This window comes from Streptomyces albiflavescens, assembly GCF_014645835.1.
Taxonomy (GTDB): domain Bacteria; phylum Actinomycetota; class Actinomycetes; order Streptomycetales; family Streptomycetaceae; genus Streptomyces; species Streptomyces albiflavescens.
Window position 1 is genome coordinate 344,869 of record NZ_BMMM01000006.1, and the last position, 14,449, is coordinate 359,317.

At 70.5% G+C, this 14,449-nt stretch carries 12 protein-coding genes and 2 pseudogenes; 9 read left to right on the forward strand and 5 right to left on the reverse strand.

Annotated features, from left to right (window positions below; genetic code table 11):
• From IEY95_RS49110 to IEY95_RS19165, 8 genes and pseudogenes are all read left to right on the forward strand, one after another.
• Positions 1–186: pseudogene (locus IEY95_RS49110) on the forward strand (antibiotic biosynthesis monooxygenase); the annotation flags it as partial.
• Positions 173–1,105 carry an amidohydrolase family protein gene (locus IEY95_RS19135; RefSeq protein ID WP_229703139.1) on the forward strand — a complete coding sequence of 311 codons (933 nt, stop codon included), beginning with the start codon at positions 173–175 and terminating at the stop codon, positions 1,103–1,105. The pseudogene IEY95_RS49110 and the gene IEY95_RS19135, both read left to right, overlap by 14 nt.
• 98 nt (positions 1,106–1,203) lie before the next feature.
• Positions 1,204–1,944 (forward strand): response regulator transcription factor, encoded by a 741-nt coding sequence (locus IEY95_RS19140; protein WP_179332490.1) that lies wholly within the window; start codon positions 1,204–1,206, stop codon positions 1,942–1,944.
• A complete protein-coding gene (locus tag IEY95_RS19145; protein ID WP_189187244.1) occupies positions 1,941–3,530 on the forward strand; it encodes a sensor histidine kinase in 1,590 nt (529 codons plus the stop codon). The genes IEY95_RS19140 and IEY95_RS19145 overlap by 4 nt, the downstream gene beginning before the upstream one ends.
• 14 nt (positions 3,531–3,544) lie before the next feature.
• On the forward strand, positions 3,545–5,086 hold the full coding sequence (locus IEY95_RS19150) for a bifunctional glycosyltransferase family 2/GtrA family protein (protein WP_189187245.1): 1,542 nt from the start codon (positions 3,545–3,547) through the stop codon (positions 5,084–5,086).
• Positions 5,083–7,329 carry an ArnT family glycosyltransferase gene (locus IEY95_RS19155; RefSeq protein WP_189187246.1) on the forward strand — a complete coding sequence of 749 codons (2,247 nt, stop codon included), beginning with the start codon at positions 5,083–5,085 and terminating at the stop codon, positions 7,327–7,329. Before IEY95_RS19150 ends, IEY95_RS19155 begins: the two co-directional genes overlap by 4 nt.
• A 91-nt stretch (positions 7,330–7,420) precedes the next feature.
• Positions 7,421–7,771: pseudogene (locus IEY95_RS19160) on the forward strand (MFS transporter); the annotation flags it as partial.
• A 79-nt stretch (positions 7,772–7,850) separates the two neighbouring features.
• The gene (locus tag IEY95_RS19165) at positions 7,851–8,624 is read left to right on the forward strand and encodes a TetR/AcrR family transcriptional regulator (protein ID WP_189187247.1); all 774 of its coding nucleotides are present in this window, start codon (positions 7,851–7,853) and stop codon (positions 8,622–8,624) included.
• Positions 8,625–8,686: 62 nt separating this feature from the next.
• On the opposite strand, the gene IEY95_RS19170 is transcribed toward IEY95_RS19165, so the two are convergent.
• The 4 genes from IEY95_RS19170 to IEY95_RS19185 form a co-directional block, all read right to left on the reverse strand.
• A complete protein-coding gene (locus tag IEY95_RS19170; protein ID WP_189187248.1) occupies positions 8,687–9,157 on the reverse strand; it encodes a PPOX class F420-dependent oxidoreductase in 471 nt (156 codons plus the stop codon).
• A 55-nt stretch (positions 9,158–9,212) separates the two neighbouring features.
• Complete coding sequence (locus IEY95_RS19175) at positions 9,213–10,034, reverse strand: YceI family protein (RefSeq protein WP_189187249.1); 822 nt, start codon at positions 10,032–10,034, stop codon at positions 9,213–9,215.
• Between the two features lie 106 nt (positions 10,035–10,140).
• Positions 10,141–12,591 carry an MFS transporter gene (locus IEY95_RS19180; RefSeq protein ID WP_505993524.1) on the reverse strand — a complete coding sequence of 817 codons (2,451 nt, stop codon included), beginning with the start codon at positions 12,589–12,591 and terminating at the stop codon, positions 10,141–10,143.
• A 93-nt stretch (positions 12,592–12,684) separates the two neighbouring features.
• Positions 12,685–13,188 (reverse strand): MarR family winged helix-turn-helix transcriptional regulator, encoded by a 504-nt coding sequence (locus IEY95_RS19185; RefSeq protein WP_189187251.1) that lies wholly within the window; start codon positions 13,186–13,188, stop codon positions 12,685–12,687.
• Positions 13,189–13,423: 235 nt separating this feature from the next.
• Here IEY95_RS19185 and IEY95_RS19190 point away from each other — a divergent pair, with 235 nt between their 5' ends.
• Positions 13,424–13,621 (forward strand): hypothetical protein, encoded by a 198-nt coding sequence (locus IEY95_RS19190; RefSeq protein ID WP_189187252.1) that lies wholly within the window; start codon positions 13,424–13,426, stop codon positions 13,619–13,621.
• Between the two features lie 41 nt (positions 13,622–13,662).
• Here IEY95_RS19190 and IEY95_RS19195 read toward each other — a convergent pair whose 3' ends face one another.
• Positions 13,663–14,445, reverse strand: a complete 783-nt coding sequence (locus IEY95_RS19195; RefSeq protein ID WP_189187253.1) for a hypothetical protein — start codon at positions 14,443–14,445, stop codon at positions 13,663–13,665.
• Positions 14,446–14,449: the final 4 nt, after the last annotated feature.

The window sequence follows — 14,449 nt, forward strand, 5'->3', positions numbered from 1 at the left end:
GGGATCACCATCGCCTACTTCCGGGACGAGGCCGCCATCGACGAGTGGAGGAATCATCAGGAGCACAGGGCCGCGAAGGAGTACGGACGTGCCCACTGGTACGAGCGCTACACCCTCCACATCGCCAAGGTCGAGCACAGCCACGCCTTCGAGCGCAGCCACGGGTTCGAACGTGAACGCGGCTGACGGAGCGGACGTGGCCGAGGCGGCGGAGGTTCGGGGGTTCTGGCAGCGACTCGGGCTCCCGGGGCTCGTCGACGTGCACACGCACTTCATGCCCGAGCGCGTGCTGCGCAAGGTGTGGGACTACTTCGACGGGCTCGGGCCGCTGACGGGCGGCGTCGAGTGGCCGATCACCTACCGCGCGGACGAGGACGAGCGGCTCGCCGTGATCAGGGGATTCGGGGTGCGGGCCTTCACCGCCATGCTCTACCCGCACAAGGCCGGCATGGCCCAGTGGCTCAACTCCTGGGCCGTCGACTTCGCCCGCCGGACCCCCGACTGCCTGCACACCGCGACCCTCTTCCCCGAGCCGGGTGTCGAGACGTACGTGCGGGAGGCGGTCGACTCGGGGGCCCGTGTCTTCAAGGCGCATGTGCAGGTGGGGGCGTACGACCCCGGTGATCAACTCCTCGATCCGGTGTGGGGGTTGCTCGCCGAGGCCCGGGTCCCCGTCGTGATCCACTGCGGGTCCGGTCCCTCGCCGGGCAAGCACACCGGGCCCGGGCCGATCGCGCACGTACTCGCCCGGCATCCCCGGCTGCGGCTTGTCGTCGCGCACATGGGGATGTCCGAGTACGAGGACTTCCTCGACCTCGCCGAGCGGTACGGGGAGGTGCGGCTCGACACGACGATGGCGTTCACGGACTTCAGCGAGCGGCTCGCGCCGTTCCCCCGAGAGGCACGCCCCCGGCTCGCCGGCCTCGGCGACCGGGTCCTCCTCGGCACCGACTTCCCGAACATCCCGTACCCGTACGTCCACCAGCTGCACGCCCTGGAGCGGCTCGGGCTGGGGGACGACTGGCTCCGCGCGGTCTGCCACGAGAACGGCGCGCGCCTCTTCAAGATCGCCCCGGAGGTCGCTCCCGACACCGGGCCCGCGTGATCTTCCAAGGAGTTACCTGAGAGGCGCCTGTGTGTTTCTCAGGAAAAACACAGGTTCCCGAAAGGATGCTCTCAGCGGCGCCCACCAAGGTGTCCGCTATGACCACGACCTCGCCCCAGGGGCGCACCGAACTGCTGAGGCCGGACGGGAGCCCCGTCCGAGTGCTTGTGGTGGACGACGAGCTGTCGATCACCGAGCTGCTGTCCATGGCCCTTCGCTATGAAGGCTGGCAGATCCGCAGCGCGGGTGACGGACAGGGCGCGGTGCAGACCGCCCGCGAGTTCCGGCCCGACGCCGTCGTTCTCGACATGATGCTGCCCGACATGGACGGGCTGGCCGTCCTCGGCCGGCTGCGTCGTGAGCTGCCCGACGTGCCGGTGCTGTTCCTGACGGCGAAGGACGCCGTCGAGGACCGGATCGCCGGGCTCACCGCCGGTGGCGACGACTACGTCACCAAGCCGTTCAGCCTCGAAGAGGTCGTGGCTCGGCTGCGCGGGCTGATCCGCCGTTCCGGTGCCGCCGACCGGCGCTCCGACTCCGTGCTGGTCGTCGGGGACCTCACCCTGGACGAGGACAGCCACGAGGTGTCGCGGGCCGGCGAGAACATCCACCTCACCGCGACCGAGTTCGAGCTGCTGCGCTTCCTGATGCGCAATCCGCGCCGGGTGCTCAGCAAGGCGCAGATACTCGACCGCGTGTGGTCGTACGACTTCGGTGGCCAGGCCAACGTGGTCGAGCTGTACATCTCGTATCTGCGGCGGAAGATCGACGCCGGGCGTGAGCCGATGATCCACACCCGGCGTGGGGCCGGTTATCTGATCAAGCCCGCGGCGTCATGAGCAGGCGACGACGGCCGCGTACGCAGAAGAGGCGAGGACGACAGCCGCGCACCCTGCGGACGCGGCTCGTCGTCGCGTCCGTGGCGCTGATCGCGGTCGTGTGCGCGGTGATCGGCACCGTGACCACGATCGCGTTGCGCTCGCACCTGTACGACCAGCTGGACAACAACCTGCGCGAGGCGTCGATGCGCGCGGCGGGCGGCCCGGTGGGCGGCGACGCCGGGCCCGTGCACCTCCCGAACGACGGCATCGTCAACGATCCCCTCGAATTCGTCACCCAGGGGCCGCAGGGCATGGGCGCCATCGGCGCGATCGTCAAGAACGGCGAGGTCACCAAGGGCATTGTCAGCGTGGGGAAGAAGGACTCCAGCGGGGTCAAGCAACCCACCGCGGTCCAGCTCAGCGACGGTCAGCTGGCCGTCCTGGCCTCCGTCGCGAAGGACAAGAACGCGCACACCGTGGAGATCCCCGGCCGGGGCGAGTACCGCGTGCAGTACCAGGAGGGCAGGAACGGGGCCTTCTACGTGGCGCTCCCGACCAGCGACGTCACCAACACCCTCACCACGCTGATCTACGTCGAGATCAGCGTCACCGGCGCCGGTCTCGTCGCCGCGTCCCTCGCGGGCGCCGCCATCGTGACCCTCGCCCTGCGCCCCCTCCGCAAGGTCGCCGCCACCGCCACCCGCGTCTCCGAACTGCCCCTGCACACAGGCGAGGTCACCCTCTACGAGCGGGTCCCCGAGTCGGAGTCCGATCCGCACACCGAGGTCGGGCAGGTCGGTGCGGCGCTCAACCGGATGCTCGACCACATACACGGCGCCCTGCACGCGCGGCAGCAGAGTGAGATGCGCGTCAGGCAGTTCGTCGCGGACGCGAGCCATGAGCTGCGTACACCGCTGGCATCCATTCGCGGATACGCCGAGCTCACCAGACGCGGACGTGAGGAGACCGGGCCCGACACCCGGCACGCGCTGGGGCGGATCGAGTCCGAGGCCGGGCGGATGACCCTGCTCGTGGAGGATCTGCTGCTGCTCGCGCGGCTCGACGCCGGGCGGCCGCTCCAGTACGAGCAGACCGACCTCGTACCGCTCGTGATCGACGCGGTGAGCGACGCCCGGGCGGCCGGGCGCGACCACAACTGGCGGCTGGAACTGCCGGACGAGCCGGCCCTGGTGTCGGCCGACGCCGCCCGCCTGCAACAGGTCATGGTCAATCTGTTCGCCAACGCACGCACGCACACACCGCCGGGTACGACCGTCACCGCGCGCGTGCACCGGCACGGGCCGTGGCTCTGCGTGGACGTCCAGGACGACGGGCCCGGCATTCCCGCCGATCTGCTCCCTCGTGTCTTCGAGCGGTTCGCGCGCGGGGATTCGTCGCGCTCCCGTGCCTCCGGTTCGACCGGTCTCGGGCTCGCCATCGTGCAGGCCGTCGCGGCCGCGCACGGAGGTGCCGTGACCGTCGACAGCGTCCCCGGCAGGACTGTGTTCACGCTGCATTTGCCCGCGCTTGCTCTGGAAACACAGTGGCAATCGCACTCACAGGTACAGCACAGCGCCACCACATGGGTGCAACAGGGCGCTTGACGAGAGTCGTTGGCATGCGAACCGACTCTTCTCCCGGCAACCTGCCGGCGCGGGAGCACCTCCCGGCCGGAGACGCCGGTACGCCTGTCCTGGACGTAGTGATCCCCGTCTACAACGAGGAGAAGGACCTCCAGCCATGTGTGCTCAGACTGCACGAGCACCTCAAGCGCACGTTCCCGTACGCGTTCCGCATCACCGTCGCGGACAACGCGTCCACGGACACCACCCCACAGGTGGCCGCGCGGCTGGAGGCGGAGATCCCGGAGGTCACGTCCTTCCGGCTCGAGCAGAAGGGCCGCGGCCGGGCGCTGCGGACCGTGTGGTCGGCCTCGGACGCCCCGATCCTCGCCTACATGGACGTGGACCTGTCCACCGACCTCAACGCGCTGCTGCCGCTGGTGGCGCCGCTGATCTCCGGTCACTCGGATCTCGCGATCGGCTCCCGGCTGTCCCGCTCCTCGCGTGTCGTGCGCGGCGCCAAGCGGGAGTTCATCAGCCGCACGTACAACCTGATCCTGCGCGGTTCGCTGCAGGCCCGCTTCTCCGACGCGCAGTGCGGCTTCAAGGCGATCCGCCGTGATGTCGCCCAGGCGCTGCTGCCCCTGGTCGAGGACACCGGCTGGTTCTTCGACACCGAGATGCTGGTGCTCGCCGAGCGTGCCGGACTGCGCATCCACGAAGTGCCGGTCGACTGGGTCGACGACCCGAACTCGACGGTGCACATCGTCAAGACCGCGACCGACGACCTCAAGGGGGTGTGGCGGGTGGGACGCGCTCTCGCCACCGGCTCGCTGCCGCTCGACCGGCTCGCCCGGCCCTTCGGGGACGACCCGCGCGACCGCGACCTGACCGACGTACCCAAGGGACTCGCCCGCCAGCTCGTCGGGTTCTGCGTGGTCGGCGGTCTGTCCACGCTCTTCTATCTGCTGCTCTACAGCGGCTTCCGCTCGTTCTCGGGGTCGCAGGTCGCCAACGCGCTGGCCCTGCTCGTGTCGGCGGTCGCCAACACGGCGGCCAACCGACGGCTCACCTTCGGCGTACGCGGCCGGGGCGGCGCCATCCGGCACCAGGCGCAGGGCCTGGTCGTCTTCGCCATCGGTCTCGCCCTCACCAGCGGCTCGCTCGCCGCCCTGAACGCGGCGACGGCCGAGCCCGCGCACTCCACCGAGCTGGCGGTCCTCGTCGCCGCCAACCTCGCGGCGACGGTGCTGCGGTTCCTGCTCTTCCGTGCCTGGGTCTTCCCGGACCAGCAGGGCGAGACGCCTTCGCAGGTCATGGCCTCGCACCATCCGGCCTCGCCCACCTATGCGACGGCCCCGCACGCCCAAGCCTCGCCCACCTACGCGACGGCCCCGCACGCCCAGGCCTCGCACGCTCACGCCGCGCATCCGCCGCTGCCCCGGCGTCCGACGGCGCCCCCGTCCTCGTACGACACCTCTTCCTACGACACAGCCCAGTTCCGCGCCGGTGAAGCCGCGGACCGCACCTGGGGGGACTCGACCATGCGGTTGCAGGCGGTGCGCCCGCACGATCACGATCCGAGGAACGCACGATGACGACTCAGTCCGATACGAGCCATCAGTGGGGCGGGAGTCCCTCCTGGGGGCCGCCGACATCGGCGCCTGCGCCGGAGCCGGTCCTGCCCGCCGCGGCCCCGCGGTCCGGTGAGCCCAAGCAGCCCTTCGCGCGCCGGGTCTGGCGCGGCCGGCCCGAGGACCCACGCTGGGCGCGCCCCGCGTTCCTCGGTCTGCTGCTCGCCACCGCGGTGCTGTACCTGTACAACCTGAGCGCCTCCGGGTACGCCAACTCGTTCTACTCGGCGGCCGTGCAGGCCGGCAGTCAGAGCTGGAAGGCGATGTTCTTCGGCTCGCTCGACTCCGCCAACGCCATCACCGTCGACAAGCCCCCGGCCTCGCTGTGGCCGATGGCCCTGTCGGTGCGGATCTTCGGCCTCAACTCGTGGGCGATCCTCGTCCCCGAGGTGCTCATGGGCGTGGCCACGGTCGGCGTCCTGTACGCGGCCGTCCGGCGCCGCTTCAGCCCAGCGGCAGGTCTGATCGCGGGCGCCGTACTCGCGCTCACTCCCGTCGCCGCGCTGATGTTCCGGTTCAACAACCCGGACGCGATGCTCGCGCTGCTGATGACCGTCACGATCTACTGCGTGATCCGCGGTCTTGCGGACGGCCGGACGAAGTGGCTGGTCTGGGCGGGTGTCGCGGTCGGCTTCGCCTTCCTCGCAAAGACCCTGCAGGCCTTCCTGATCCTGCCGCCGCTCGCGGTCCTGTACGCGGTCTGCGCGCCGGTGAAGCTCAAGAAGCGGTTCGGCCAGCTGGCCCTGTCGGCGGTCGCGATGGTCGTCGCCGGCGGCTGGTGGGTCGCGATCGTGGAGCTGTGGCCCGCGTCCTCCCGCCCGTACATCGGCGGCTCGCAGAACAACTCCTTCCTGGAGCTGACCTTCGGCTACAACGGCCTCGGCCGCATCAACGGCGACGAGACCGGCAGCGTCGGCGGCGGTGGCGGCGGTGGCGGCACCGGCCAGTGGGGCGAGACCGGCTGGGACCGGATGTTCAACTCCGAGATCGGCAGCCAGATCTCGTGGCTGCTGCCCGGCGCGCTGATCCTGCTGGTCGCGGGCATCGTCATGACCCTCCCCCACTCTCGGCTTCGCTCGAGCGGGGGGACCCCCATGGCCAAGCGGACCGACCTGGCCCGTGGTTCGTTCCTCGCCTGGGGCGGCGCCCTGCTGATGACCGCGGTCGTCTTCAGCTATATGGCGGGCATCTTCCACCAGTACTACACGATCGCCCTGGCCCCCTACATCGCGGCCGTGGTCGGCATGGGCGCGACGGTCCTGTGGGAGGAGCGGTCCAGGACCTGGGCGTCGCTCACTCTCGCCGCCTCGGTCACCGCGACCGCGGCATGGGGTTACGTCCTTCTCCACCGCACCCCCGACTACCTGCCCTGGCTGAAGTGGCTGGTCCTCGTCGGCGGTCTGGTCGGCGCGCTCGGCCTGATCTTCGTGGCCAGGCTGGGCCGTCAACTGGCCCTCGCCGCAGTGGGGTTGAGCCTCGTGGCTGCGGTCGCCGGACCGACCGCCTACACACTCTCCACCGTGAACACCGGGCACACCGGTTCCATCGTGACGGCCGGTCCCGCGGGCGCCGGCATGATGGGCGGCCGGGGTGGCGGGCCCGGCGGCGGTGGCATGCGGGGTGGCATGGGCGGCGGAATGCCCGGCCAGAACCAGCAGAACGGCACCACCGGGCAGAACCAGCAGGGTGGCGGCATGGGTCAGCCCCCGACCGGCGGCACCGGCGGTTTCCCGGGCCGGAATCAGCAGGGCGGAGGCAACACCCAGGGCCAGAACCAGCAGGGTGGCGGCCCCGGCGGTCAGATGGGCGAGGGCGGCATGGGCGGTGGCGGCGTCGGCGGTCTGCTGAACGGCGCGACCGTCGGCTCCGAGGCCAAGGCGCTGCTGGCGAAGAACGCGGACAAGTACACCTGGGCGGCCGCGGCCATCGGTTCCCAGAACTCCGCGAGCTACCAGCTCGCCACCGGCAAGCCGGTGATGGCGATCGGCGGCTTCAACGGCACCGACCCGTCCCCGACTCTGGCCCAGTTCAAGAAGTACGTGGAGGACGGCAAGATCCACTACTTCATCTCGGGCGGCGGCATGGGCGGTGGTGGCAACTCCGGCACCTCCTCACAGATCAGCTCGTGGGTCACGGCCAACTTCAAGAAGGTGACGGTCGGTTCGGCCACCTTCTACGACCTGACGCAGCCGACGAGCAGCAGCTGAGGGTTTCTTTCGGGGGCGGTGGCCCGGGGCCTACGAACGCTCCGGGCCACCGCCCTGCCGGTGGCGGCGCCGGCGCTGGGCGCGGTCGTGAGCCATGGCGCACGCCGTCATGAGCGCGATCCCGCGGGAGAAGGCGGGAGTCGGCGCGGGCATCAACGGTGCGCTCGCCGAATGCGGCAACGGGCTGGGCGCGGCAGTCCTCGGCGCGGTCCTCAACTCCCGGTTCACGGCACTGATTCCGGTGGCGGCGAGCTCGCTTCCGGCGGCGCTCGCCTCGGCCGGCTCGGACGAGGAGCGGGGACGGATCACCGACGCGTTCTCGTCGGGCCTGGAGACCAGCCAGTCGGTGGGTGCGGTGGCCGTGCTTCTCGGTGGACTGCTCGCGGCGGCGTTGCTACGGCGGGCGGAGAGGGCAGACTCCGCGATGGCGGTTTCCGCGTAGCGCCCGCTTAGCATCATCAGAGAGGCGGACCGGAGAATTCCGGCCCGTCCCGCAGTCCGAGTTCCGAGGAAGGTGCGCCATGGTGAGGGCAGCCGACCGGGCCAAGCGTCCGGCGCGGACCAGTGTCTGGCTGGAGGGCAAGGCCCCCCGGGGCGGTGCGGCCCGTGGTGGCGGCCAGCCGTCGGGACTCGACCGGGAGCGGATCACCGAGGTCACGGTGCGGCTGCTGGACGCGAAGGGGCTGGCCAAGTTCTCCATGCGGCGGCTGGCCGCCGAGCTGAACGTCACCGCGATGTCCGTGTACTGGTACGTCGACACCAAGGACGACCTGCTCGAACTGGCCCTCGACGCGGTCTTCGGCGAACTGGAGCTGCCGGATCCCGAGTCCGGCGAGGACTGGCGCGATCAGCTGCGCTCCCTCGCCGTCGGCTACCGGGCGCTGCTGGTGCGCCACCCCTGGGTGTCACCGCTCATCGGCAACTTCCTCAACATCGGGCCGCACTCCATGGCGTTCTCGCTCCGTGTGCAGCAGGTGGTCCGCAACACGGGGCTGCCGCCGCACGGCCAGATGGGTGCGCTCTCCGCCGTCTTCCAGTTCGTGTACGGCTTCGGCACGATCGAGGGGCACTTCGTGCAGCGGTGCGCCTCCGCGGGCATGTCCCAGGACGAGTACTTCCGCCAGGCCATGAGCACCATCAGCGAGCAGCCGCAGTTCGCGGCGAACTTCGAGAGTGCGGCGGATCTGATGGAGGCGCGTGGGGGTGACACCGTCGAGGAGATGCGTGAGCGGGACTTCACCTTCGCCCTGGAGATGCTGATCGCGGGGATCGAGACGATGGTGCGGCGCGGCTGAGGGGTGGTTTCTTCGCCCCCTCAGCCCCCGCCCGCCCCCAGCGGTCCGCAGCCGAAGCGCTCCTACTCCTGCGGAGCGAGGCGGGCCGGGAAGCCGCCGGTGGCCACCGGGCCCCATCGCTCCGGGGTGACCCGGATGATCGACTTGCCCTGTTTGAGCATCGCCTCGCGGTACTCGTCCCAGTCAGGGTGCTCGCCCGCGATGTTGCGGTAGTACTCGACGAGCGGCTCGACGGAGTCGGGGGAGTCGACGACCTCCGCCGTGCCGTCGATCTGGACCCACGGTCCGTTCCACTCGTCGCTCAGCACGATCAGGCTGACGCGCTCGTCCCGCTTGGCGTTGCGGGTCTTGGCGCGCTCGGGGTAGGTCGAGACCACGATGCGCCCCGAGTCGTCCACCCCGCAGGTCAGGGGCGAGCCCTGGGGGCTGCCGTCGGCCCGGCGGGTGAGGAGGATGGCGCGGTGCCGGGGGCGTACGAAGTCCAGCAGTTCGTCGCGGGATACGGAGGTGTTCGTCGCGATGTTCGGTGCCATGGGTGCAGCCTAGGGGCACAGCGGCCCGTCCAGGCTGACCCTGCCGTGCCTACGCTTACGCCTGCGGCAGCCACTCCCCCTGGACCGCCTGAACGTCCAGCTCCACCTTCAGCGTCGTGCCGATGGCCGAGATGCCCGCCTGCACGACCTGGTTGTAGTTCATGGCGAAGTCCTCGCGGCGGAGTTCGGCGGTCGCGCGGAACGCGGCGCGGGTGCCGCCCCAGGGGTCGGCCCCGGTGCCGAGGTACGCCAGGTCCAGGTCGACCGGCCGCACCACCCCGTGCATCGTCAGCTCGCCGTGGACCGTCCAGCGGTCGGAACCGGCCGGGGCCAGCCCCGTCGAGCGGTACGTGATCTGCGGGTACGTGTCGACGTCCAGGAAATCCGGGGACTTCAGGTGCCCGTCGCGCATGCCGTTGCCGGTGTCGATGGAGGCGGCCTGGATCACCGCCTCCACACGGGACTTGGCCACGTCGTCCGGGGCGATCTCGATCGAGCCCGTGAAGTCGGTGAAGCGGCCGTGCACGCTGGAGATGCCCAGGTGCTGGGCCACCGCGCCCACGGAGGAGTGCGCCGGGTCGATGGTCCAGGGGCCGGGCGGCGGAAGCTCGGTGCCGCCCTGGCGGGCGAGGGTCACATGGCCGATCTCGGCCCGGCCGCTCGCCGTGACGATCGCGCTGGACGCGGCGGGCGCGTACCCGACCGCGGTGACGATCACGGTGTACGCGCCGGGCGTGAGGGCGGTCGTGTCGTGCACCGCTCCCTCGCTGTCCGCCTCGGCACGCACCACCTGTGTACCGGTCATGTCGGTCACCGTGACGACCGCGTGCGACACGGCCCACCCGTCCCGCGTGCGGATGCGTGCGGTCAGTCCCATCCCGTTTTCTCCCTGCAATGCATGAAAAATTGGTCGTAATGAAACCGGCCCGTGGGGGGCGCACCTCCGCTCAGAGTGCGCGCGTCCCCACGGGCCGGGGCTCGAACTACTCGCCGGGGTGGGCGAGTTCGATGTCGTGGTCGTCGACTCCACGGCCGCCCATGGTCAGGGCCGTCGCCACCGGCGGGTAGCCCGTCGCGATGACCGTGTACTCACCGGTGTTCAGGTCGGTGAAGGCGTACGCGCCGTCCGTGCCGGTCCTGGCCGTGCCGACCACGTTGCCCGCCGCGTCCACCAGCGTCACGCGGGCGTCGGCGAGAGGGCCGTGCGGTGCCCGTACGACACCCTGGAGCTGGGCGCCCGAGTCGAGTTCGACCTCGATGCGGGTGACTCCGGCGCCGCCGACCTCGACGGGCAGGGCCCGCGGCCGGTGACCCGCGGCGTTCACCGCGACCGTCATGACACCCGGCACCAGCTCGGCGAAGGTGAACTCGCCCTGCTCACCGGTGGTCCCGGTGGCCAGCACATCGCCGCGTACGTCGGTCACGATGACCATGGCGTCCTTGACCGGGGTGCCGAACCCAGCGGCCCGGACGACACCGCTCAGGCCGCTCGTGCCGCTCAGCAGGATGTCGTACGCGACCGGCTCGTCGTTCACGACGATCGTCGAGGCCTGCGGCTGGAAGCCGTCGGCGGAGGCGATCAGGACGTACGACCCGACGCCGGGAGCGTCCACCGCGTAGGAACCGTCGGCCTGCGCGACCGAGCGGCCCAGCTGCCGTCCCGCGAGCGAGATCAGCGTGACCGCGGCCTGCGGCACGGGCGCGCTCTCCGCGCCGCGGACATAACCGCGTACCGGGATTCCGCCGGACAGGGGCATCGGGGCGCTCTCCTTCGTCGCCGTGGCGACTGCCGCCGGCCGCTGGGTTCCCTGGGGGCCCGCCTCGGTCTCGGCGACGGCCCAGCTCGGGACCCTCTCCTCGACGGCGGCCGGGCTCTCGGCGCCGGCCGGAGCCGCAGCCTCCGCCTTGCCCTCCGCGGCAGCCTGGGCCAGCGCGCCCGAGGTGCGCAGCGGGACCTCCTTGATGAACAGCACGATGAGGAAGGCGATCAGCGCCATGCCCGCGGCGATCAGGAAGACGTCCGCGATGCCGTGGCCGTACGCGCTCTCCGTCACGGTGCGCAGCGGCTTGGGCAGCTTGTCCATGTCCGGGATGCTGCTGCTGGAGCTGGAACCGGCCGCCAGCTTGGCGTACTTCGGGCCGAGGTCGGTCAGACCGTCCTTGACGTAGTCGGTGATCCGGTTGGCCATGATCGCGCCGAGCGCGGAGACACCGATCGCACCACCGAGGGAACGGAAGAACGTCACCGTGGAGCTGGCCGAGCCGAGGTCGGACGGGGCCACCTGGTTCTGCGTGGACAGCACCAGGTTCTGCATCATCATGCCGATGCCGAGGCCCAGCAGCGCCATGAAGATCGCGATGTGCCAGTAGGTCGTGTCGTAGCGGATCGTGCCGAGCAGGCCGAGGCCCGCGGTGACCAGGAAGCCACCGGAGACCAGCCACACCTTCCACTTGCCGGTCTTGGTGATGATCTGGCCGGAGACCGTGGAGGAGACGAACAGTCCGCCGATCATCGGGATGGTCAGGACGCCCGACATCGTCGGGGACTTGTCGCGGGCCAGCTGGAAGTACTGGCTGAAGAAGACCGTGCCGGTGAACATCGCGACACCCACGAAGAGCGACGCGAGGGAGGAGAGGGTGATGGTGCGGTTGCGGAACAGCCGCAGCGGGATGATCGGCTCGCTCGCCTTGGACTCGACCAGGATGAACAGCAGCCCGAGAACGACCGCGCCGCCGACCATCGCGTACGTCTGCCCCGAGATCCAGTCGTACTTGTCACCGGCGAAGGTGACCCAGAGCAGCAGCAGCGAGACCGCGGCGGAGATGAAGAACGCGCCGCCCCAGTCGACCTTCACGTCCCGCTTCACGACCGGCAGGTGCAGGGTCTTCTGCAGCACGATCAGCGCGATGACCGCGAACGGCACACCGACGTAGAAGCACCAGCGCCAGCCGAGCCAGCTCGTGTCGGTGATGACACCGCCGAGCAGCGGACCGCCGACGGTGGCGACGGCGAAGGTCGCGCCGAGGTAGCCGGAGTAGCGCCCGCGCTCACGGGGGGAGATCATCGCGGCCATCACGATCTGCGCGAGGGCGGACAGACCGCCGACGCCGATGCCCTGCACGACACGGCAGGCGATGAGCATGCCGGGGTTCTGGGACAGACCCGCGGCGGCCGACCCCAGCACGTAGATGATCAGTGCTATCTGTACGAGCGCCTTCTTGCTGTACAGGTCGGAGAGCTTGCCCCACAGGGGTGTGGTCGCCGTCATGGCGAGCAGCGAGGCGGTGACGACCCAGGTGTAGGCGGACTGGCCGCCGCCCAGGTCGCCGATGATGCGGGGGAGGGCGTTGGTGACGATCGTCGACGACAGGATCGCGACGAACATGCCGAGCAGCAGCCCGGAGAGCGCCTCCATGATCTGCCGGTGCGTCATCGGAGCGCCGTCGGCGGCGCCTCCGTGCTTGGCGTGAGAGCCCCGCACACCGGCTGGTGTGGTCGTTGCCATGGGCTTCCTTTTCTTACGTACTTACGCGGGTGTACGGGTGGTCAGTTCTGTTGCGTCTGTCGCATGCGGGTGCGGGTGGGAGGACCGCTGCGTGGTGCGGCAGTCACCGAAGCTCTCCCGCAGCCGGCCCATGAGCGCGATGAGCAGCCCGACCTCTTGGTCGGACCAGTCGCTCAGCCGGTCGGCGAGGAGCCGGGACGTGCGCCGGGAGAGCTCGTCGAGCTGCTCCTGCCCCGCGGCGGTGAGGTGCAGGATGCGTGAGCGCTTGTCGGCAGGGTCGGGGGACCGTTCGATCCAGCCCCGGTCCGCGACGTGCGCGACATGGCGGCTGGTCACGGACATGTCCACGGAGAGCAGCTCCGCGAGCCTGCTCATCCGCATGTCGCCGTGCCGGCCCAGCAGTGTCAGTACGGCCGCGGAGCCCCCGGGGCATTCGGGCGGCAGGATCCGCCCCATGTCCCTCTTCACGATGCCGATGGCACTGAGCTGACGAGCCAGCTCCTCGTACTGCGCCTGCCCGGCCATCCCACCTCCCGTATTCGTTGCTTAGGGCAACCATAAATAAGTTGGTTGCCGCAGGCAAACTAAAACGGGCGCGAAGGGCTAAAAACTTGGCAAAGGCACGTATGGGCGAACGTAAACTCGCAGGTGGGAGGGGTGGTCTGGCGGGGAGTTCGCTGGGAAGCCGCGGCTCGGATGATCGAGTCCCAGTGGCCCCCGCACTTGGGCAGCCCGGGTGTATTCGCTAGTGTCCTGCTCCATGGCAAACACCCAGGGCCCCGAGGGCAACTACGACCCCGCGGGTAGCACCCAGATGTTCCGTGCGTTCGTGGACGAGGCCCCCCAGGGCCGACAGCAGCAGGCGGCCGCCCCCGCGGGCCCCCGTATCGGCCTGATCCTCGGCGTCGTCGTCGTCGTGGTGGTCGTGGCCGCCGTGGCTTGGCTCGCGCTCAAGTAACCCCGGCGGGGCCGCTCGGGTAACCCCGACGGGGCGAAGCCCTACTTCCACCGGACGGACACGTCCCGTGTCTCGATGTGCATGCCCAGCGGCACGCGCCACGCGTCGACGCACACCGTCCAGGTCTTGTCCTTCTTCGCGCCGGCGGCGATCGGCGCGGGAAGGTCCTCGGTGGACTCGATCGTCGCCCAGTCGATTCCGAGCGCCCCGATGATGTGCGTCCCGAAGGTCACCGTGCCCGAACGCACCGCCATACCACCGGTGTTGCGGAAGGAGACGGTCACCTTCTCGCACCACCGTTGATCGGTGGCCTTGCGCGAAGGGGTGCCCACGCTGAGCACGGCGGGCCCGGGGCTCGCCGTGGACCCCGGCGCCGTCGGGGTCGGCGTCGCGGACGCCTGCCCCGGACTCCCGCTGGAACTCCCGCTCGTATGCCCGGCGTTGCCGCCGCCGGAGGGGGACGTCGACGTGCCGCTCCCGTCGGCCGGATCACCGGAGCCCGAAGCCGTCTCTCCGGAGGCCGAGCCGGATCCGGGATCCGAGGCCGAGGACGTCTCCCCCGAGCTCGAACTTCCGGCGGTCGCCGCGCCCTTGGAGCCGGGAGCCGCGTCGCCCCCGCCCTGGAGCGGCATCAGCGTCACGTCTCCCGAGGGAGCCACCACCGCCCCCGGCGCCCCGGGCGAACCCCCTGCGGCCCCGACGGCGACGTACCCGTCCCCACCCCCGCCACTTCCGCACGCGGCCAGCACGCCACCCAGACACAGCACAGCCGCCGAGGCGCCCACCAGGGCACCTCGGCGACCACGTATCGACTCTCGACGCATCGCG

Coding starts and splice junctions, on each gene's coding strand:
- IEY95_RS19170 (WP_189187248.1), bottom strand. CDS start 9,157: ATGGCACCGAACATCGCGACGAACACCTCCGTATCCCGCGACGAACTG.
- IEY95_RS19195 (WP_189187253.1), bottom strand. CDS start 14,445: ATGCGTCGAGAGTCGATACGTGGTCGCCGAGGTGCCCTGGTGGGCGCC.
- IEY95_RS19180 (WP_505993524.1), bottom strand. CDS start 12,591: ATGACGCACCGGCAGATCATGGAGGCGCTCTCCGGGCTGCTGCTCGGC.
- IEY95_RS19150 (WP_189187245.1), top strand. CDS start 3,545: ATGCGAACCGACTCTTCTCCCGGCAACCTGCCGGCGCGGGAGCACCTC.
- IEY95_RS19140 (WP_179332490.1), top strand. CDS start 1,204: ATGACCACGACCTCGCCCCAGGGGCGCACCGAACTGCTGAGGCCGGAC.
- IEY95_RS19165 (WP_189187247.1), top strand. CDS start 7,851: ATGGTGAGGGCAGCCGACCGGGCCAAGCGTCCGGCGCGGACCAGTGTC.
- IEY95_RS19155 (WP_189187246.1), top strand. CDS start 5,083: ATGACGACTCAGTCCGATACGAGCCATCAGTGGGGCGGGAGTCCCTCC.
- IEY95_RS19185 (WP_189187251.1), bottom strand. CDS start 13,188: ATGGCCGGGCAGGCGCAGTACGAGGAGCTGGCTCGTCAGCTCAGTGCC.
- IEY95_RS19190 (WP_189187252.1), top strand. CDS start 13,424: ATGGCAAACACCCAGGGCCCCGAGGGCAACTACGACCCCGCGGGTAGC.
- IEY95_RS19145 (WP_189187244.1), top strand. CDS start 1,941: ATGAGCAGGCGACGACGGCCGCGTACGCAGAAGAGGCGAGGACGACAG.
- IEY95_RS19175 (WP_189187249.1), bottom strand. CDS start 10,034: ATGGGACTGACCGCACGCATCCGCACGCGGGACGGGTGGGCCGTGTCG.